At 50.0% G+C, this 21,826-nt stretch carries 13 protein-coding genes; 12 read left to right on the top strand and 1 reads right to left on the bottom strand.

Annotation, left to right across the window (positions count from 1 at the left end):
* From QUA23_RS28520 to tilS, 4 genes are all read left to right on the top strand, one after another.
* The coding region (locus QUA23_RS28520) for a CHAT domain-containing protein (protein ID WP_333110637.1) at nt 1-1,600 on the top strand (1,600 nt) is incomplete at its 5' end.
* A gap of 144 nt (nt 1,601-1,744) precedes the next feature.
* Nucleotides 1,745-2,815, top strand: coding sequence for a c-type cytochrome biogenesis protein CcsB (gene ccsB, locus QUA23_RS28515; protein WP_333079190.1), 1,071 nt, complete (start codon nt 1,745-1,747; stop codon nt 2,813-2,815).
* Nucleotides 2,816-3,007: 192 nt separating this feature from the next.
* Nucleotides 3,008-3,433, top strand: a complete 426-nt coding sequence (locus QUA23_RS28510; protein ID WP_333079189.1) for a KGK domain-containing protein — start codon at nt 3,008-3,010, stop codon at nt 3,431-3,433.
* Nucleotides 3,434-3,560: 127 nt separating this feature from the next.
* Nucleotides 3,561-4,706: a tRNA lysidine(34) synthetase TilS gene (gene tilS, locus QUA23_RS28505; RefSeq protein ID WP_333079187.1), complete on the top strand. Its 1,146-nt coding sequence runs from the start codon at nt 3,561-3,563 to the stop codon at nt 4,704-4,706.
* Here tilS and hmpF read toward each other — a convergent pair.
* Nucleotides 4,703-6,448, bottom strand: a complete 1,746-nt coding sequence (gene hmpF, locus QUA23_RS28500) for a pilus motility taxis protein HmpF (protein ID WP_333079185.1) — start codon at nt 6,446-6,448, stop codon at nt 4,703-4,705. The genes tilS and hmpF overlap by 4 nt on opposite strands.
* 1,185 nt (nt 6,449-7,633) lie before the next feature.
* Here hmpF and QUA23_RS28495 point away from each other — a divergent pair.
* The 8 genes from QUA23_RS28495 (at nt 7,634) to QUA23_RS28460 (ending at nt 21,605) form a co-directional block, all read left to right on the top strand.
* Nucleotides 7,634-7,855, top strand: coding sequence for a hypothetical protein (locus QUA23_RS28495; protein ID WP_333079184.1), 222 nt, complete (start codon nt 7,634-7,636; stop codon nt 7,853-7,855).
* A 225-nt stretch (nt 7,856-8,080) separates the two neighbouring features.
* The gene (locus tag QUA23_RS28490) at nt 8,081-9,319 is read left to right on the top strand and encodes a response regulator (protein ID WP_333079183.1); all 1,239 of its coding nucleotides are present in this window, start codon (nt 8,081-8,083) and stop codon (nt 9,317-9,319) included.
* 489 nt (nt 9,320-9,808) lie between these two features.
* Nucleotides 9,809-9,994 (top strand): hypothetical protein, encoded by a 186-nt coding sequence (locus QUA23_RS28485; RefSeq protein WP_333079181.1) that lies wholly within the window; start codon nt 9,809-9,811, stop codon nt 9,992-9,994.
* A gap of 22 nt (nt 9,995-10,016) precedes the next feature.
* Nucleotides 10,017-10,550 (top strand): chemotaxis protein CheW, encoded by a 534-nt coding sequence (locus QUA23_RS28480; RefSeq protein WP_190661936.1) that lies wholly within the window; start codon nt 10,017-10,019, stop codon nt 10,548-10,550.
* Nucleotides 10,551-10,697: 147 nt separating this feature from the next.
* On the top strand, nt 10,698-13,793 hold the full coding sequence (locus QUA23_RS28475; RefSeq protein WP_333079180.1) for a methyl-accepting chemotaxis protein: 3,096 nt from the start codon (nt 10,698-10,700) through the stop codon (nt 13,791-13,793).
* An 11-nt stretch (nt 13,794-13,804) separates the two neighbouring features.
* Complete coding sequence (locus tag QUA23_RS28470) at nt 13,805-14,593, top strand: HNH endonuclease (protein ID WP_333079179.1); 789 nt, start codon at nt 13,805-13,807, stop codon at nt 14,591-14,593.
* Between the two features lie 210 nt (nt 14,594-14,803).
* Nucleotides 14,804-20,116 carry a response regulator gene (locus QUA23_RS28465; RefSeq protein WP_333079178.1) on the top strand — a complete coding sequence of 1,771 codons (5,313 nt, stop codon included), beginning with the start codon at nt 14,804-14,806 and terminating at the stop codon, nt 20,114-20,116.
* Between the two features lie 265 nt (nt 20,117-20,381).
* Entirely contained in the window at nt 20,382-21,605 is a 1,224-nt protein-coding gene (locus tag QUA23_RS28460; protein WP_333079177.1) for a Rid family detoxifying hydrolase, read from the top strand.
* Nucleotides 21,606-21,826: the final 221 nt, after the last annotated feature.

The raw sequence follows: 21,826 nt of genomic DNA, 5'->3' as shown, positions 1-21,826 counted from the left end.
ACCAGCACCGACCATTACTCAAAATCCAGCACCAGTCTCAAATGTGCCACCAGCACCGACCATTACTCAAAATCCAGCACCAGTCTCAAATGTGCCACCAGCACCGACCATTACTCAAAATCCAGTGGTTGCGCCTGCTGCTGCGCCGATAAATCTCGCACCGATACCGACACCGGAGCTCGCAGCCAACCAGCCACCCAGCACAAATCGTTTATTTTCGCCCAGCTTGCAAGAGCAAAACCAGATATCTAATTCCTTGCAACAGCGCACTTCACCTCCCGCGTCTGCGAATCTTGACGCCTCCAAGTTGCCACCTAACCTCGGCGCCGTTATTTTTCCCGTGGAGGAGAGATTTACCAGTGAGTTTGTCGATTACCTAAATTTGCCATCAACAACTGCGATCGCCACCCTAGAAGATGCCCAAAATACCCTTCGCAGTGTCCAACAAGCCACAGGCATCAAACCAGCTCTCATTTATATCAGCTTTGTACCCAGGGGTTCTACAGTCGATCGGCCTGACAGCAATTCGTCCATCTTGCGCGTAGAACAGCAAATCCAAGCCTCTGATGAACTGGAAATGATAGTGATCGCGCCGGAAGGCGTACCCGTTCGCCAGCGCATCCCTGGAACCTCTCGCGCCCAGGTAATGGAAGCTGTTCGGAAATTTCGCGATGAACTGACTAATCCGGTAAAGCGCAACACTAAAAGTTATTTGCCCTTGGCTCAGCAACTCTACCAGTGGATGGTAGCGCCGCTCGAAGCAGAACTGCAAGCCAAAGGCATTGAGAATTTATCTTTTATCTCAGATATGGGGTTGCGATCGATACCGATGGGCGCGCTGCATGACGGCAAAGGCTTTCTGGTAGAGCGTTACAGTGTTGGATCGATGCCGAGTCTGAGTTTGACCGATACCAGCCCCGCCAATTTCAAAAATACCCAAGTTCTGGCAATGGGGGCGTCGCAATTTCCAGAGATGAGTCCTTTGCCTGCGGTGGAAATAGAAGTATCGACAATCACGCCGCAGCAGTGGCCGGGTAAGTCTTTCTTGAATGAAGCTTTCACCCTGGCCAATTTGAAATCGCAGCGCCAGCAGCAGCCTTTTGGGATGATTCACTTGGCTACTCACGCCGAATTTCGATCGGGAGATCCGAGCGAATCCTTTATTCAGTTGTGGGATACTAAACTGCGTTTGGATCAGTTGCGGCAAATGGGATGGCACAGCCCGCAAGTGGAAATGTTAGTTTTGAGTGCTTGCAAGACTGCTGTGGGCGATCGAGAGGCCGAGTTAGGCTTTGGCGGGTTAGCCGTGCAAGCCGGGGTTAAATCGGCTATGGCGACTCTTTGGTATGTCAGCGACGAGGGCAGTTTAGGATTGATGGCGGAGTTTTACGGGCAGTTAAAAACTGCTCCGATTAAAGCAGAAGCACTGCGGCAAGCGCAATTAGCGATGTTGCGCCAAGAGGTGCGAATTGAAGGGGGGATGCTGCACACTTCTGTTGGCAATCTGCCGTTACCCGCGGAATTGGCAAACACGACGAGTCAGAATTTCTCTCATCCTTATTATTGGTCTGCTTTTAGAATGATTGGCAATCCTTGGTGAGTCGATCGCCCACTAGCACCTCAACAACCGCCAACCACTCATAATTGCCACAAAAATTCAAAATCCCAAACCCAAAACTGCCCAACCCCAGTACGATCGATCTAGTTAGCAAAAATAAGTAAAAACACTACCGGAGTAATTTTTATGGATCTGGTCGTACTCCAGAACTGGCTGGACAACATCTCCTTTGCCATTTTGTTCTCAACAATGCTCATTTACTGGGTTGGCGCAGCATTCCCCGGCATTCCCTACCTGGGGGCCCTAGGCACAGCAGGAATGGCCGTCGCCAACCTATCCATCGCCGCTTTACTCGGTTCTCGATGGATAGAAGCCGGCTACTTCCCCTTAAGCAACCTCTACGAATCTTTATTTTTCCTAGTTTGGGGAATCACCGCCATCCACCTAGTCGCGGAAAACATGAGTCGTTCCCGCCTAGTAGGAGTAGCCACATCCCCCGTAGCAATGGCAATATCCGCCTTTGCAGCCCTGACTCTGCCGGCAACCATGCAATCTGCAGAGCCCCTCGTACCCGCCCTCAAATCCAACTGGCTGATGATGCACGTTAGCGTCATGATGCTCAGTTACTCAACTTTAATGGTAGGAGCGCTACTGGCGATCGCATTTTTGATCGTCACCCGCGGCCAAAAAATCGAACTCACCGGTAGTTCCTTCGGCACCAACAGCAACCGCAACGGCAACTACCGCCTCCAACGCCCTCAAAACCCCGAACCTCAAATTGCAGAAACCAGCGCCGACAGCGCATTAGCTTTCAGCGAACCCTCTTTCAACTCCAATAATAATGGTGTGGGCACCACCGCAGTGCTCGAATTAGCCACCGTTCAAACGGCATCAACCTCCCCAACTCAAACCGCAGAACTTCTCTCGCCCCAGCGATTGAATCTAGCAGAAACTCTTGATAACATTAGCTATCGAATCATCGGTTTAGGATTCCCCTTACTGACAGTTGGCATTATTGCCGGTGCGGTTTGGGCTAACGAAGCTTGGGGATCGTACTGGAGTTGGGACCCGAAAGAAACTTGGGCGCTAATTACTTGGTTGGTATTTGCTGCCTACCTGCACGCCCGCATTACTCGTGGCTGGCAGGGAAGACGCCCAGCAATTTTAGCAGCCACAGGTTTTGTGGTAGTTTGGATTTGCTATCTAGGCGTTAATCTGTTAGGCAAAGGTTTGCATTCCTACGGTTGGTTTTTCTAATTCCCGATCCACCAATGGGCTACAGAAGAACAGGATAAGTCAAAGAATCGGGATTAATATCATCTCCGGTTGTAGGGTGGGCAATTCCCACCTTACTTAACCAGCGAGATTCTAATAATTAACTCCCTCTTCCTTCTTCCTTCTTCCTTCTTCCTTCTTCCTTCTTCCTTCATTAAAATAAGGACAATTAATATGGACGAATCGCCAATATTTCCCCAAGAAGACGATGTTGTGTCTGCCCCTACCAGCGCTTTGATGTATCAATGTACATTCAAAGTCAGCGAATTTATGGCAATTATGCAGGCGAAATTGGTAGACGAAAAATTATTCTCAGACGGTCTGGATTGCGAGCTATTAAGTGCTGGTAAAGACTGGACAAAAGGAAAACTTAGAATGCGTCTGGAGTTCATTCCGCTTGAATCTGAAATCAAAGAACAAAAAGCCCTTCCTGCCGCTGCCGAAAGATCAGACACCGTGCAAAACTACGCCGTAGATAGCTCAAATCAAACCGATATAGATGAGCGATTAAATCAAGGTAACTCAACAGAAATAAGTAATAATTTTCCTATTTCTAGGTATCCAGACCGCGACCCCCAAAGTATAGGAATGTGGAGCTAGGAAGGCAAAGACTGAGAGATTGGGAGAGGGGGATGTTTCCCCTTCTTTGCTCAAAATCCATCAGTTAAATTCCGTACACGGCTCGTTGTCTAACTTCCTTATTTTTGCTTAATGAAAAACTGCTCTCATGGCTGAATCTTCCAATTGGACGCATCTGCACGCTCAAGTTCACAGGACGCTGCTGTACAGACAAATATTGCCATCTAATCAGCGCTTGCTAGTAGCAGTATCCGGCGGACAAGATTCTCTGTGTTTAATTAAATTACTGCTAGATTTGCAGCCAAAATGGGGGTGGAACCTAGCGATTGTTCACTGCGATCATCGTTGGCGTTCTGACTCGCAAGCCTCGGCCAATCATGTAGAACAATTAGCTAAAAACTGGGGAATATCCTACTATTTGGAAACAGCCTCGGAGATTTCCAAAACAGAAGCAGGGGCCAGACAGTGGCGATATCAAGCTTTAACCGAAATTGCGATCGCCCACAACTACCCCTACATTGTTACAGGCCACACAGCCAGCGATCGCGCCGAAACACTTCTCTACAACCTGATTCGCGGCAGTGGCGCCGACGGACTTTCCGCCCTCACCTGGACACGACCCCTGCTCGATGTTAGATTGCCGATTTTAGATTTTAGATTGGGAAATTCCGGCGAAAATCCCAACTCCCAAATATCTGCCGATTTTAAATTGGAAAATCTGGATGAAAATTCCCAATCGAAAATCCAAAATCTAAAATCTAAAATCTATTTAGTTCGTCCCTTGCTCGAAATAACTCGATCGCAAACAGGTCAATTTTGTCAAGAGCAAAAACTACCAATTTGGGAAGATTCCACAAATAAAGACTTGCAATATAGTCGCAACCGGATTCGATCGGAATTATTGCCTTATTTGGAAACTCATTTCAATCCAAAAGCCCAACAAGCCCTAGCTCAAACAGCCGAACTCCTCCGCGCCGACGTAGAATATCTGGAACTTGCAGCCAGCGACTTGCTACACCGAGCAATGTCTCCAATTGCAGACAGCCCGCAGGTGAATTTTCAACTTCCCGTCAAGTTAAATCGCCCGATTTTGCGGGAAGCACCCCTGGCCTTGCAGCGACGGGCAATGCGGCAACTACTGCAACAAATATTGCCCTCGGCGCCCAGTTTTGAAAGCGTAGAAAAACTAACCAGCTTAATAGTAGCGCCCAACCGATCGCAAACCGATCCATTTCCTGGAGGAGCGATCGGTCGAGTCGAACACCCTTCGATAATTTTAGATATTAAATTTTAAGCTGTGATCAAACCCGAAAGGACTTGTCGCAAATCGGAAACTACCCGATCTTGCTCCTCTCCTGTCTGCTGCACGCGATCGAGTTCCCCCGTCGCCGCTTCGAGCTTTTGGCGTAGCGCATTCAAATTGTCCTGCACCGGCTGCAACATTTCTTGATAAACGTTCACTCTGCCCCAGAGTTGCGCCACTGCACCTTTCTGGTTGAACAAATTCTGCTCTAACTGCTTAAGTTCGTAGCGTTTCGCCTCACTTTCCCCATTTTGGCGGTTGACATTGGCCTCAATTTGGGATATGGCTTCCCGCACCTGCTGAATTTCGTTTTCCAGTCTTTGCAATTCTTGGCTTTGCTGCTGCCGCTGAGTATTGAGCTGTGCGACAATCGGCCCCAAATCAATATCTCCTCGCTCTTGTTTGGGAGCATTAGCAGTACCCAGCCGCCGCCACAGCACCGCCTGATGCTGCTTTAAAACATCTTCCCGTTCCTGCAAACGGAGGCGCTGTCCCACCAGAGTTTCGTTTAACATCTGATAACTTTCAAGTTCATCTGCCATTTCATTTTCCAAAGCCATGCGATCGTACTCGCTAGCAGCTTGAATTTTCCCTTGCAGTTCCTCGATTGTCTCCCGCTGCAGAGTCAACTCCTCCTCTTGATCGTTAACAAACCGGAACACCTTTTCCAAATCGTGTTGCAGGTGTTGCACAAGCCCCTGTAACTCATCAACAGGCATCTTCTCCAAAGCTGACACATCTACTTTTTGCTCCGTACCCGCAGTACCCGAAGCAGATGCGAGCCTGGAAACTTGCTGGTAAAGATCCTCAACAGCCCGCACCTGCAAAGACACGGACTGAGCCTGGTCCTGCTTAGCGCTGAGGGTACTTTGCTGCCCTTTAAGCTCCGCCCGAGCTTGCGCCAAAGCATCTTGAGATTGGTACCACTCTTGCCAGCGGTTTTGGAGGCTCTGATTTTGTCGATCGACCTCTTCTTGTTGCTGTTGAGCTATGCTTTGTTTTTGCTCCAACTGCTGCCAGTGCTGATCCAGAATTGCCTGTTGAGCGCCCACGGCACTAAAAGACTGATTGAGTTGTTCCCGCACCCCTTGGGCAGAAGCAATTGCCCCTCCCAGCTTCTGCATCAACTCCTGAATCCTCTGGGTCTGCTGCTCATCAACTAATGCCCCCTGCGGAACCTCAGACTGCTGCTGGGCCACCCGTTGCTGCTCGCCCCGCAACTGTTCCCAAGCGGTCTCAATTTCCACACGACTGCGATCGACTTCTTCTCGCAGTCGGTTAGCTTCATCTCGAGTATTTTCAATTTCCGAGCGCTGAGCCTCCAGCCGCTCCAACTCCTCTTCCATTTGAGCCAACTGCTCTTCGCGGGCTTGCATTTCCATTTCCCGGCGATTGAGTTCCTGACTCGAAAACGTCAGAGAAGCCTTCCACTGTTCAATTTCCTCTTCCTTATCCTTAAACTTGTCCTGCAATCGCGAGAAATTTTGCAGAATGCTCACCAACTGGCGGGCCGCCTCCTGAATCCGCTGCACTTGCTTGCTAGCGCTCAACTCAACCAGCACCAGCGTGCCGTCGTTAAACTTATTAGCTTCCTCAACTGGGATCGCGTCATCGCCTGGTACGGCGCTCCAGTTATGTTCGCCCCGCTGACAAGCTAGCAGTTTCAGTTCAGCCTTACCGCCACCGAGACCAAAGCCGCTTCTCTGTTTTTGTACTTCCGCTAGATACAGCACACTAATAGTCCTCTGCTTCGTAAAACCTATCCCAACTTACTTTAAGTTACTTAAAGGCCTAAAAGATAAGTGGTGTTTACTTCCTACGCTGTTGGGTAGACGGCTAATCCCAAGATAAGTAGGCTATCCCCCTTAAGCCAAAGGTTCTTGACTAAAGATAGCACTGTGTGCGATCTTTAGTCAACTTACCTAAAGTAAACAAGTATAGGCAAGTAAGGATAACTTTTTGCCACTTAAGTCTTACTTTTTGGTATCGTTTGCCCAATCGGGGGATAGCATTTTTTTCTAACTTTTCTTCAGCACTCACGCATAGCACGTTCTCACGGGAGAACTTCCAGAAAGTACGGCCGCCGCCAGTTGTCTGGAGGAATGAGAGAGAAGTACCAATCCCGCTTGATTCAATACTAGCTCTCACTGCGGAGACTGCCATAGCCCAAACCTGAAAAAGGTCAGTCCTTGAACCTCCCCACGTCTAAAGCCGGGGGCTTCCTGCCCACCTTCTAGACGACAATGGGACATTCAAATATGGCTCTACTCACTCAAAGAACTTTACTTCTCCCGGAGCGCAGACTTGCTGAGTCCTTCATATTTTTAAGGTTGAACGTGACCTATGCTGCAATTATTTGCCCTTTAACTAATCCGAACTAATCGGATTAGTGCGTTGCTGGGGTTGCTCGCCGTCTAGGATATTTCAATGGGTTGAAAGTTATTCTTACTCTGGCGAATCGCTCTCTGCCAATTATACCACTCTGGTTTTAGCAACACAATCGTTTCACGAGACTTAAAAGTCCCTACCGAGTGATCCCCAGGTCTAACTCCCCATGTCGTTAGCCTAGGGCTTGCCTCTGGCGTTTCCATCCAAAAGTTTGTATTGATTTTACAACGCTTTAGTTATGGGTCGATCGCGATAAAAGCCGTTGCAGCCCCCAAGCTGGGGCCTTGCTTCGGCGGACTAGGGATTTGAACCGCGCTGCCTTAGAATAAGGTAATGACGAGAGCCTATGACGCTCGCCGCGGGCGAGCAAAAAGGTCGATCGGCACTGAGGGTTTTCCTGACAATTGCCAACAAAGGTTCATTTTGACTGCACCTAATTTTAGGGCTGTGGCAAACCCAAAAAAACCTCGATCGCAACTCATCCAACCCAACAGACTAGCCTCAAGTTCCCATCGGGGCTTGATCGGCACTTGGTGCTGGTAGCAGCGGTAAAACCAGAGAATCCTCGGTATTTTGAAGTTGACCTACGCCAAGATGTGCTGGATAAACGGACGGCATACTCAGCCAAAAACTTCAAAACTTTGGCTATCGAAGACTTGAACCAGTCGGGAATGCCAGCGTTGCACACTCGAAGAACCCGTGCCGTCGTGCGATATGGATTCTACGAGTTTAGGCAACAGTGGGAATACTAAGGTGAAACTCTACACTTAGAGAATGCCGCGAGTTTCGCGGTTTCAGCTTGTGGACTGGTAGCGCGGCCGAGGAGCAGCAGCAAGTATCGCCCTTTCGTCAATTCCCAATTGTGAGAGCGGCATCAGCGCGTAAATTATTGACGGAAACTAAAGTCAATCTTTTCGCCAGCACACAGTCTTTCCGAGCTCAGACGCCAACGGTTTTAAGGAGGACACTTTAGCTGCATGCAGGGAAATTTGAGTGAAATAGACATCCGCAGCATCCTGCAATTGATTGAGTTAGGTCAGCGAACCGGAGAACTGTTCGTAGAGGCCTACACCTCCACCGGCAGCAGCACGGGTACTCAACCTACCTCGCGCTCCCTTGCAGGACAATCCTGGTATGTCTTCTGCTTCAACGGTCAGATTATTTACGCTACCCAGAGTGCGGGCAGTTTGTTTCGCTTGCGCGACTACCTGCGCCGCTACAAAGCAGATACCGCCCTCGACAAAATCCAAGTTCCCTATATGGCATCTACCAATGCCCCAGAATACGGCTACCTATGGGCCCTGCTAGAAAACCACATCCTCACCCCAGCTCAAGGACGCAACATCATCCAGAGCATGATCCACGAAACCCTATTTGACTTGCTCAGTCTCCACCAGGGTTCCTTCACTTTTGAAATGGGCCCAGCTTTGGCTCCTCAACTGACCAGCTTAGAAATTAGCTCACTGCTGGCCAAAATTGTCAAACAGGTGCAGCAGTGGAAGCAGTTTCACCCTCACATTCAGTCACCCAACCAATGCCCGGTGATTTCAGACCCCTCCGAGCTGCGAGTCGCGCTGCCTGTCAATACCTTTAATACTCTCAGACGCTGGGCTGACGGGCATACTTCGATCCGCCAAATGGCGCGCTACCTCAACCGAGACGTGCTCACGGTCGCTAAGGCGATTTACCCCTTTGTACAGCAGGGATTGGTGCAAGTATTTTACGAACCCTCTGTTGCCCCGACCAACAACAAAAAAGAATGGTCGTCCCCAGAAACCAAAGTTCCGAGAGTTGTCTGTATTGACGACGACAATACTATTCGCAAAACAGTTGAGTCAATTTTAAATGAACATGGCTACGAAGCTACTACGATCGGCAATCCCCTCCAAGCCCTGAGTTTGGTGTTTCAACTCAAACCCGATTTAATTCTGTGTGACATCGCCATGCCGGAACTCGACGGCTACGAAATTTGCGCTATGCTGCGTAGTTCTAGCGCTTTCCGCCAGACGCCGATCGTTATGCTGACGGGTATCGACGGATTTATCGATCGCGTTAAAGCCCGCATGGCCGGAGCTACAGACTTTTACACCAAACCTTTTGGTGAAAGCGAGTTATTGATGCTGGTAGAAAAATATGTGGGCCCGGGCTACCCTCGGCTCAACCTCTCGGAAAGATTATTAGACCGCTCGCTAGAAGACCAATTAGAAGAAAAATAAATTTCGCACCCATGCCATGATGGGAGCTTTTTTGTACCTGCGGTTAGATCGAGTCTCGACCGCCACAAAGAGAAAGCTGGGGGTACTATTGGCGATCGCACCATAAACTAGAATGTATTAATCCGCGCGCTGGCATAAGGGCGTCGGTAAAACTCTGTTCAATTTCTAGGCCCAAGTGGGTCTAACACGCTCAAAGTGCAAATATAATATACTTGTTCTCCACTTGCAGCCGCTCCGAAAAACTGATGCACAGAGCTACTTATTGCTAGGTATTTCTGTACAAAGTCAGAGAGTGCAATTGTCAGTCTTAAGTGACTCCGTTTATGATTGTCGCGACACCAGCCATGTCAACAACTCCTCGCTAATCCGAGTATCGGTTTAGCATTTATCGCAGAAATTACCCAGAGTTTTACCAATTGAGACGGCGGTGGGAGTACAAAGTGAAGCTTTAGGGGTTTCAAATTAATTGTTCGTAGTCGATTGGAGCTAATGTGCCAGCAAAGGTCGCGCGAATTTATTGATGGCAGTCAATTATTGACGGAGCAAATTTCTTGCCAAGCACCTCCGGCAGTCGCGCCATTCACCCCTTGGCTGTGTCAAGCTTGGCTGTGTCAAGTTTCGACCATCGAAGTTCGATCGGGTTATTCTTGGCGGGAAACCTCAACAATTTGCTAGAAATGCAGGTGTCAGAATTATGATTAGCGGTAGCCCAGACTTTATATTACCAGGACTAGGCGTAGATCCGGCTCCGGAATTCCAAGAACTAGAAACTCCCGAAGGCGAGCTGCACCTGCGGTTCTACGTTCCTTCGGGGAACGAGTTCGCACTGCCAGCGACAGGGATTAGAGAGGTACTATCCCCTTCCCCAGACCGCATGACACCGATCCCCAACGTTTCCTCTTTGCTTTTAGGTACGCTAAATATGAGAGGACGAGTGATTTGGGTGGCAGACCTCGGCCAATTTCTGGGAGACCAAACACCTCTGAACACAGATAGACCCGAAATCCCGATCGTGGCTGTGGAAGACCAAGACACGATTTTGGGGCTGGCAGTCGATCGAATTGTGGGGATGGACTGGCTCGACGTAGAGCAACTGCACTCTCAGAACAATGCACCAGACGGCATGATTCCATTTCTGAGGGGAGAATGGATGTTAGGTGCACAAGCTCAGAAAGTGCTCCGACTGCTAGATCAAGTGAAAATTCTGCGCTCGGCGCGGTGGGCAGCGTGAAATCGATTTTAGATTTGCGATTTGCGATTTTCGATTGGGGTCTAACCATCAACAGTCACACGACTTGAGGCGCGCATCTAAACATTCTATTCAAGATAAAAATCAAAAATCTCAAATCTAAAATCTAAAATCCAAAGAGGGCGGCAAATGGCAACAAGTACCAACTTTCAGCAGGACTACCAACGGGCAGAAGCGGCCTACATGGATGGCAATTATTCCGAAGCCGCAGCCCTAGTTTATCAATTAGTAGAAGATTTTCCCGAAGACCCCAGCGCTCGCCTGCTGTGCGGACACATTTACTGCTACGGACTGCAACAGTATGAGGTGGCGCGGGAACAGTACACGGTTGTGCTAGGCCTGAGTGACGACCCAAGTTTGGTGGAACACGCTCACAACGGAATTACCTACACAGACCAATTTTTATCTGGAGAGCTGCAAACGGAAAATTTCGAGGCTTTGTCTGCTGAAACTGAATTAGAATTCTACCCAGACTTATCTCTTGATGAAGGGTTAGAAGACCCGGATTTGGGACTTTTCCAAGGAAATTCACCCTCCCTTTCCTATACAAGTCAATCCCCAGACGACATGGAAAACGAGGACTTGGCAGACTTGGGCATGAGTGGCTTGGGGTGGGAAGCAGAAGACGACGATCGCGCAGGCTCAGTCCCAGATTTAGCCTCACATTCTAACCCGTTTGGTGGCGACAGCGGCGGAATGGCAGCTTATGCTGAGACCTCCGACTCGCTAGACGACATAGACGAGTTTGCCGACTCGGGCTTTGGAGACCCTTTTGCCTTAGATGATGGAGGGTTTGATGCTGCTGACGTGTCTAGCAGCAAAGCGTCTGGGAAAAGCCCACCTTACTCAGGAGATTCGTTTTCCGAAGCTCCGACTCAGATGCTCAACGGTCAAAGTTTTGCCTCTTCAGAAACCGGGAATTCCTTCGACTCGAACCAACTAGACTCCCCCATCGGGCCCTCGGACAATTTTGGCGAACCTTTTGCTGGGCTCGATTTGCCAGACGAATTCGACGATAACTCCGACTACGACTACCAATCCCCGCCCCAGAGCGGCCAAAATTACGGTAATAACGCACCTCTGGCCGAAGAGGAAGACCCGTTTGCCGAGGCGATGCCCTCGTCGGGTTTCGGGTCTTCTCGGCCTCAAAACAAGCAGCCGAATAACGGGTCGGACTACTCATCAAACTATTCGCTGGCGGAAGACGAAACGCTGTTGATGGGAGGTGCTGTCCCCAACTCTCAAAGTCAAAGGTCGAGCCGGGGACAATTTAATTCAGTCGATCAAGCTTCCCCCAACAGCAACGGTTACAGTGACTCGGAACCCCCGGCATTTAGCTCTAGAGACAACTTCGAGTTAGATGCTTTTGAAGACGACGCTTTTAGCGATTCTTTCTCTTTCGACGAAAACGAACAAGCGACAGCTTTCGGGGCGTCAGACAAGAACAACAGCGGCTGGTCGTCAAAAGCAGGGAACGGTCAAGAACACAGCGACTTTTTAGACGAATTTGACGAGTTTGACGATTTGGGCAATTTGCCGGACTTTGATATCTCAGAAGATGCCACGAGTTCGATCCTGACTAGAGGTAACACCAATTTCGGCAACTCGACCAGCGGCATGATGGGGACGACCGGCAGCAGCCTGGACTTTGACAACAGCGATGGCTCAGCAATTCGGGATGACGAAATATTTAGCATAAGCGGCCCGGCTGATGCGTCTGTGCCGAGTTTTTCTCCCACCGAAACAGAAGCGCTCGATACTTCGGTAACAGTAGAACAGGGGGGACTGGCTTTCTTGGAAAATGCCCCTTTGTTTACAAAACAGTTGTACACGGCAATCGGGGCGGGACTGGTTTCTCTGGTAGCTGTGGCTTTTGTCACCAACATTGCCTCCTATCAAGCTCTGCGGCAAGACAAACCGGAGGCGATCGTTTACCTGCGCCAAACAGGCTGGGTAATGACCGCAGCCGCAGGCTTTACCAGCTTTTTAACTTCTTGGGGCATCGGCCAGTTGATCGCCAAGCAGGTACGCAAGTCGTCGGATAACTTGCAAGCTCAGTTCGATGCCGTATCTCAAGGAACTTTGGATGCTCGCGCTACGGTTTACTCGGAAGATGAATTTGGCAAAATGGCTGCTAAATTCAACCACATGGCGAAGGTCATCCAAACCACGATTAGCGATACCAGGCGCAAGTCTGACGAGCAGGAACAGGCAAAAGAAGACTTGCAGCGCCAAGTGATTCGCTTGCTAGACGACGTGGAAGGAGCGGCCCGGGGTGACTTGACGGTGACTGCGGAAGTGACAGCAGACGTTTTGGGTGCTGTTGCTGACTCGTTTAACTTGACAATTCAAAATCTGCGCGAAATTGTCCATCAGGTGAAGCAGGCGGCTCGGGAGGTCAGCAAAGGCGCTACGGATAGTGCTAAGTTTGCGGGCGATTTGTCTTCCGACGCGCTGCGGCAAGCTGAGGAACTGGCGGCAACGCTGAATTCCGTGCAAGTCCTCACCGACGCGATTCAGCGGGTCGCAGAGAGCGCTAGAGAGGCGGAAGAAGTGGCCCGGGGCGCGGCGGCAACGGCTCTGAAAGGGGGCGAGGCTGTGGAGCGGACGGTGGCCGGGATTTTGGAAATTCGAGAAACGGTAGCAGAAACCACGAGAAAAGTCAAGAGGTTGGCGGAAGCTTCTCAAGAAATTTCTAAGATTGTGGCTTTAATTGCGACGATCGCCTCTCGGACGAACTTGTTGGCCCTCAACGCCAGTATTGAGGCGGCGAGAGCTGGGGAAGCGGGCAGGGGTTTCGCGATCGTGGCAGACGAGGTGCGACAATTGGCAGACCGATCGGCTAAGTCTTTGAAAGAAATCGAACAGATCGTGATGCAAATTCAAAGCGAAACCGGCGCGGTAATGACGGCGATGGAAGAAGGGACGCAACAGGTTATTGAGGGGACAAAATTGGCAGAACAGGCGAAGCGATCGCTTGAAGATATCATTCAAGTAACTAACCGAATTGACGTGTTAGTGCGATCGATTACTGCCGACACTGTAGAGCAAAACGAAACAGCTCGCGCGGTGGCTTCTGTTATGCAGGCTGTCGAGTTGACAGCTCAGGAAACATCCCAAGAAGCGCAGCGAGTTTCCGGTGCTTTGCAAAACTTGGTAGGCGTTGCTCGCGACCTTTTGACATCGGTGGAAAGATTCCGAGTAGAAACCGCAGAAAGACAATAATTAAGTGTCTAATGCTTATTTTGCTGGCGGATTTACAAGCAGGTTGGTCGGGAAGGATGGCAGACAAAAAGCAACCTCGCAGTCTTAAAACCACTGCGGGGATGCTAATTCAACACCTAAACAAACTAGGAGTTGCACAGATGGACGATAACATAGTAGACGGAATACCGGGCATCTTTGGTGAAATTCAGCCTACGGGCTGTATTATCTCTACCCTAACCCAATCTAGCAGGGGCTATGCCCATAAAAGACTTCACATTAACGGTGAATGGAAAACGTTTACTGTCCGCCGTTTAGTATTAGAACATTCATTAGGTCTGCGACTCAGACCCGAATACTTTGCTGACCATACTTGCGATGTCCGCAAATGCCTTAATCCTAACCATTTGTGGGAAGGTTCTCGGCGGGAAAAATCTCAATATAGGTTTAAAAAAGGACGTATTAAAAATGTGGGAAGTACATCAGCGCCACAACCTCAAAAACAACTGCGAGGCATAGAAATAATTTCCGCTATTCTGGGCAAAATACAGCCGAACGGCTGCATGATTTGTACCTGGGCTAAAAGAAGTGATGGTTACGCCATTAAAGGTACTAAAATTAATGGCAAAACAAAAACTTTGTCCGCTCACAGACTTGTCCTGGAACACAAACTGGGAAGGCCTGTTAAACCCGGTTATTTTGCGTATCACAGTAGCTACGATCGCTGTTGTGTCAATCCTGACTATTTGTGGGAAGGAACCCCCGCCGATAACTCCCGCGATGCCAAGCAAAAAAACCGCTTTCCTTGCGTTCCCGGCTAGATATGTCCTAACCGCAAACTCCAACCCGAACAGGTGCGCGAGATTCGCTATCTTTGAAGTGAGGGCATATCGAAAGCAAAAATAGCCATGACATTTGCGATATCTCGCAGTCAGATTATTCTCTTGGCAAGGGGCGAGATCTACAAAGAGCTTCTCTAGAACTACTAACATAGACCCAATACAATAACGCTTAAAATCAGGAATAAAACTATGCTGCCGGAGCAACAACAGAGGATAATGGGCTACTTTATTGAGGAGGCAAAAGACCACCTCAATACGATCGAACAAGGCTTGCTGAATCTGCAAACCACGATCGAAGACCCAGAACTGGTCAACGAAGTATTTAGGGCCGCTCACTCTGTCAAAGGAGGAGCAGCAATGCTGGGGCTGACCAGCATTCAGCAAACAGCTCACCGACTAGAAGATAGTTTTAAAGTTTTAAAAGAGTGCAGCGTTAAAGTAGACCAACAGCTAGAATCCCTTTTCCTGCGAATTTTTGACACATTGCAAGGGCTCTTAGAGCAACTGTCAGGGCCTTTTGGACTGACAGAAGAATTGGGAGAACAAATGGTTCGAGAATTAGAACCAGTATTTGAAGAACTCAACGGGCACTTGGGGGGACTCGTTGGACACGGAGAACACCATGGAGACGAGAGCTACGCGATGTCAGTACCCGAACCAGTTATGGCGGGGATGGGAGTCGGGGCGTTTGCCTCATCAAGGAGTATTCCCGATTCGCGATCAGTTTACGCACCTGATGCCAGAGCAACAGAAGACAGCGCGCTGCAGCTAGTATTTGACTCAGACGTACCGGCGAGGATGCGGGAACTCCTGCAAGAGTTCAAACAGCCCGAGGGGCCAGAAAGCAGGCGACAACTCAAGAATATTTGTCGGAATTTGCTCAGGGCAGGGGAAGAATTTGAACTGCCCTGCTGGATAGAATTGATCAAAGCTGTATCCAAGGCGATCGCCAACCCAGAAAATAGCTACCGTACCTTAGCCCCAACGGTAATCAAAGACATCAAACAAGCGCAAGAACTGGTAATTTCTGGTCTAGAATCGTCGATCGCACCAAGCGCAAAACTTCTGGCGCTGCAGCCGGCTGTTCTGGTTCCAGAAACGGATTTTGAAGATTTGCTGGCCTTCGCTCAACCGAGTAAATCCGGGACAAATGTGGTTTCGGTTGAGGATGAGGCGTGGGATCTGGTGGGATCGGGCGATGCCACGGATGGATTGAACAAGTTGCTGCCGACTATTTCTGGGCTGAGTATAGACGAACTGTTCGACCAACTCGACAGCGGCGACAGCAACGATGACAGTGGCATTCGATCGTCCCAGTTCGACGAGGATTCGGCCTTCGCAGAATCGGATATGGAGACGGGTGCTTTTAGAGGCTCGACCCGCACCGGCCCGGAAGTGGGCGCGGCAGAACTCAACACTTTAGCTGACTTGTTTGACGGCGAGTCGCCGGAACTCGACGGCGCTTGGCAAGAAGAAGAAGACCTCGACTACGCACAGTCTTCTGGGATATCGGCGGGAATGCTGGGGTCAGACGATGACAATTCCGGCGATTTTACTGATTTGTTGTTTGACGAATACGATGCGGAAACTTCCGAAACGAACACGAAGCCTCCGATTGATGACCTGACGAGTTTGTTTGGGGAGGATTTGCTGTTTGGAGAAGAGGCAGAGGGCTCGGCAGTAGCTGCCGGTCAGAAAAATGGGGGTTCGAGCCAGCGGTTAACTCGCAAACAACTTAAAACGGGTAACGGTAAGGGGGGTTTGGAGCGACGAGAGGACACGGTGGCCCCAGCCAGGGGACAAGCGGACGAAGATGCTCTCGGTACGCTTTTGGACGAAGTGGCGGCCCAAACTTCTGCTGGTGTTACGGACAATGATGATTTCGATAACTTGTTCGGCGATTTAGGCTTATCTGAGGCAACGGGTGTGCCGGCAGTTTCTTCGGAGTCTTCTCTGAAATCGGAGGCTTTAGACGGAGAATCGAAGCAGCCTGCAGCAGGGGGGGGCAATAATGATTCAGCGGATGCCGAAGCGTCTGCTCTCCCTGAAATGGATGATTTCGAGTTGTTCTCTGAGGTTGGCGAGGACTCGGATTTGAGCGAGCTGTTGGGGATTACTTCTAATTTCCTTTCTTCAGAAGACGAAGGTGGGGAGAACGGGGGCGATCGAGATCAAGCTGCGGGCATCCCACAAAATGAGGAAATGGGCAACGTTCTTAACATGACATCAAATTCTGATTTAGATATCTCTGCGGATGAAAACTGGCTAGAAGATGCTTTCGGCCTGGAAGACGAGTCTGTGCAATCGCTCAACCTGGAGCTGGACGATACGGATTTAGATGCGCTGTTTGGGGATATGACCTCGGGTTCGATTTCTGAGGACGAACAGACTGTGCGGGATCGGCAAGGAGCGGCTACTTCCCGAGAAGCGGCGGATTTGGCTGAGCTGTTCGGTTCTGTACCTACCGGTACTGAGTATGACGGAGAAGCTTCGGGGCAAGCCCGCGGGGGTTGGCTGAATGATGGGGATTCAGAATTGCTGAGTGCGGATGGGGGAGTTGATGAGGGCGACTTGGGGAGTTTGTTCGAGAACAATGGTGCGGCTGTTTCGGACCAAGGCTTGACAAATTCGGCAGAGGTTGAACTTGGGGCTTTGTCCGACGATCGTCCTGAGTCGGAAATTTCAAGTGTCGAGTCTGATGAGGGCGCAGTTTTCGACTTTTTGGAGGATATGTTTGCCGAAGGCGTGGTGCAGCAGCCAGATGCTGTAGCGGCGCCAGATGAGGGCGCTGCTCATGATGAGGAAGAATTGTCGGCCCAGCCTCCCGAAGGTTTGTTCGACGAGGTGGGTGCGGATTTATTCGATCGAGCCGAAGAAACTGATGGCGCCGGGGAGTCGGAGGGCGAAGATGATTTGTTTGATGCCCTGGAAACGGATTTTTTAAGTGCGGATTTAGAGCCACTGCCGGCAGAATCTCTCGATGGTATGTTTGAGGGCGATGCTGACTTGCTCTCGGCGATGGAAACCGGGGCTACTCTCAACAACCAAGAGTTGGAGGGTTTTGATGATTTGTTGGATTCGATCGATGCTGAGGTTCTGGTGACTTCGGAACTGACGACGGGCTTTTGGGACGCTGAGGACGAGTCGGCCGAGGCCGATTCCTCGGAGTTAGATGAGGGGTCGCTGGCAGACTTTTTTGGCGAGGGCGAATCAGGCGATGAGGATGCCGAAGGCAATTTTGACGATTTAGAAGCACTGTTAATTGCAGGGGGTGCTGGAGCTGTCATAGCAGCTTCTGGCAGCACAAATCAGAGTCCGGTAAATACAGAAGTTTTCTCGGATCTCGAAGAACTCCTCAGCGAGAGCGCAACTATGCCGGAAATTCCTGCACCGGCAACAACTGCTAGTAAAGCTCCGCGCGCTGCAGCCGATGAGAGCGACGACGAATTTGGCGATTTGGAAAAACTGCTGGAAGATTCCAAGGACGGCGGCCGCCAAGGGGAAGGCAATATGGGGCCGTCGGCGATCAACAGACCCAGGCGCAATATGCGCGCGGGCGGGTTCGGCGACCAAACGATGCGGGTACCGATCAAGCAACTGGATAACCTCAGCAATTTGATGGGGGAACTGGTGGTAAACCGCAACAGTTTGGAGCAAGACCAAGAACGGATGCGGCAGTTTTTGGACAATTTGCTGCACCAGGTAACGCTGCTGAGCGATGTGAGCCAGCGGACTCAGGATTTCTACGAGCGGAGTCTTTTGGAGATTGCTTTGCTGGCCAACCGTCAGGGACACCGATCGGCCTGGCGCTCTGAGGATTCGGCCCACACGCGGGAAAGTGCCTGGAGACCGGAGGAAATGGACAGGTTTACTCCTTTCCACAGTTTGGCTCAGGAGATTATCGAGCTGATCGTGCGGGTGCGGGAGTCGGCGGCGGACATAGAGTTTTTGGTGGATGAGGCGGATCAGGTGACTCGCCAACTGCGGCAAGTTACGACTCAACTGCAAGAAGGTTTGACTCGCGCCCGGATGAAGCCGTTTGCGGAGACGACGGACAGGCTGTTCCGGGCGGTGCGGGAAATTGCGATTAAGTGCGGGAAGCAGGCTCAGTTGCAGGTTGAGGGTAAGGAGATTTTGATCGACAAGATGATTGTGGATCAACTGTATGATCCGATGACTCACTTGGTGAACAATGCCATTACTCACGGGATCGAACCGCCGGAGGTGCGTCTGGCGGCTGGGAAGCCTGCTGTCGGCAGGATTACCATTCGCGCTTTCCACCAAGGGAACCAAACCGTGGTTTCGGTTTCTGACGACGGGGCGGGAATTGACCCGCAAAGGGTGAAGGCGAAGGCGATTAAGCAGGGTATGCTGACGGCGGCTCAGGCTCAGAGGATGTCTCGCTCGGAAGTTTACGATTTGCTGTTTATGCCGGGTTTCAGCACTCAGGAACAGGCGACGGAGTACGCCGGCCGGGGGGTCGGTATGAATGTGGTGCAGACTTCCTTGCAGGAGATTCGCGGTACTGTGTCGATCGATTCAACCATCGGCAAAGGGACTGTGTTTACCATCCGTTTACCTCTGGTGTTGAGCATTTCTAAGGCTCTGACTTGCATTAGCGATCGAGCTCGCATTGCTTTCCCGATGGATGGGGTCGAGGATATGATCGATGTGCCTCGCGATCAGGTGACGACGGGGGCGGACGGTTTGCCTTGCATTGAGTGGCGGGGTCAAAGCTTGCCGTTCCGGCCGCTGCGCGATTTGCTGGCTTACAACCGCCATTTGGGCCGGGGCAGTGTTTACGGGTTTAATACTGACGATGACATGATTTCGGTGATCGTGCTGCGGTCTGCTGGCAATTTCTTGGCGGTGCAGGTGGATCAGGTTTCGACGGAACAGGAAATTGTGATCAAGCCGTTGGAGGGGCCGGTGCCGAAGCCGATCGGGATTGCGGGTGCTACGGTGCTCGGAGACGGTCGGATCGTGGCGATTGCAGACGTTCTGGAACTGATCGATTTGGCTACCGGAAGGCTGCGGAAGGACACTGGCGGTACGCTTTGGGATGAGAGCGAGAAGGCTACTAAGGAGGCGGAAATTGAGAAGACTGAGCCGACTGTGCTGATTGTGGATGACTCGATTACGGTGCGATCGCTATTGTCGATTACTTTCGAGAAGTCTGGCTATCGTGTGGAAGAAGCACGCGACGGTAAGGAAGCTTGGGAAAAGATGAAATCTGGTCTGCCTTGCGATATCGTTTTCTGCGATATTGAAATGCCGAGAATGGACGGTTTGGAACTACTTTCTCGGATGCAGAAGGATGCGGTTTTGTGTGAATTGCCGATCGCGATGTTGACTTCTCGCGGTGCTGACAGACACCGCCAAATGGCTTACAGTTTGGGCGCGAAAGGCTATTTCACCAAGCCTTATTTGGAGGAGCAATTGCTTGATGCTGCTTCTCGGATGTTGAAAGGTGAGGTTGTTGGTGCTCCGGTTGGTGTGTAATGTGTAAATGTGCGTTTATCTGCGGTTAAAAAAGGGAATTTCTCGGGCCGCAGATAAGAATTGATAGAGGCGGATTCACGCAGATAATCTCTAATTTATCTGCGTGAATCTGTGTTTATCTGCCTGTATCTGCGGTTAAAAAAGGGAATTTCTCGAACCGCAGATGAAAATGGATTGACGCGGATTAACGCAGATTTAGCTCGCGCTTTCGGTTTTGGTGGTAGGCTGGGAAAGTGGGGTGTAGCGGAAGGGCGATCGGTTATTTATGGATGCTGAAGAACTTTTAGAAGAATACGCTAAAGGCGAACGGAACTTTAAGTCGGCTATGCTGAGAGGTGTAGACCTCAAAGATGCTGACTTAAGTGGGATAGACTTAAGCTCTGCAAACTTGACAGGAGCAGAGTTGAATGAGGCGAACCTAACCGGAGCAACGCTTAATAGTACAAACCTCACCAAGGCATCTTTGAAAGGTGCGAATTTGAGCGGGTTAGTAAAATCTTATTCTGCAAACTTCACTGATGCAGATGTGTGCGGTGCTGACTTAAGTAAGGCTAATTTGACTTCTGCTAATTTTAGTAATGCCAACTTGAATGAAGCAAACCTAAGTGATGCCCAACTAACTGGTGCAAACTTCACTGAAGCATCCTTGATTGAAGTGTGTTTGAGTAGAGCTAAACTCAACAGTGCAAATCTGACTAAAGCAAACTTGAATGAAGCAGACTTAAGTCGGGCAGATATAACTGGCTTGACAATCAAAGATACTAATCTTCAGGGAGCAAAGCTGCGCGGTGTGAATTTGTCTCAGCACGACTTGTCTGGTATCAATCTAGCAGAAGCAGATTTAGCTGGAGCCGAATTGATACAAGTAAATCTAAGAAACGCTTGTTTGCGGGGTGCAAATTTAGAGAGAACAGGTCTTCAAAGAGCTAATTTGATGCGAGCAAATCTGGAGAAAGCCAAGCTTAAAAGAGCAGATTTGACTGAAGCACAGACTTATGGTATGAACATCAAGGATGCAGACTTCACTGGTGCGATTATGCCTGATGGAGAATTTTACATACCGGAAACCAGTCAACAAGAATCCCAAAAAGTAACATCTATGACGCGCAAAATTATTCGTACTGACAAAGCACCCGCACCCGTGGGCCCTTACAATCAAGCCATTGCCGCTACAGGCACTATGCTGTTTGTAGCCGGTCAAATTGCGATCGACATTAGACTAAACGATATTGTCTACACCGACGATGTGGCAAAACAAACCGAACAAGTCATGGCAAATCTCGAAGCCATTCTCACAGAAGCCGGCGCTACTTGGTTGGATGTCGTAAAAACTACGGTTTTCCTCAAAGATATGAATGATTTTGCCGCTGTGAATGCGGTTTATGCGAAATATTTTGATGCGGAAACTGCACCGGCGCGCGCTTGTGTGGAGGTTTCGCGTTTGCCGAAAGATGTGTTAGTTGAAATTGACTGCATTGCTGTGATTTGATTAGAGCTTCTTTGAGAAACCAGGCTTTTTCAATAAGTCTGGTTTCTGGATAGTTTGTTTTTTTTAATATTTATGAGCGATTTAACCGCAGAGGGCGCAGAGGGCGCAGAGGAAGAGGGGAGAGAGATGAATAATTCCAAGGTTTACTTAGGGCTTGCTGAATAATTAGCTAAAAGGTTTATACAGCAAGGCTTAGGGGATAGGGCGATCGAACAGATCGT

It is taken from the genome of Microcoleus sp. Pol1C5, from assembly GCF_036701115.1.
Taxonomy (GTDB): domain Bacteria; phylum Cyanobacteriota; class Cyanobacteriia; order Cyanobacteriales; family Microcoleaceae; genus Microcoleus.
This window is presented reverse-complemented; position numbering and strand designations above follow the sequence as displayed.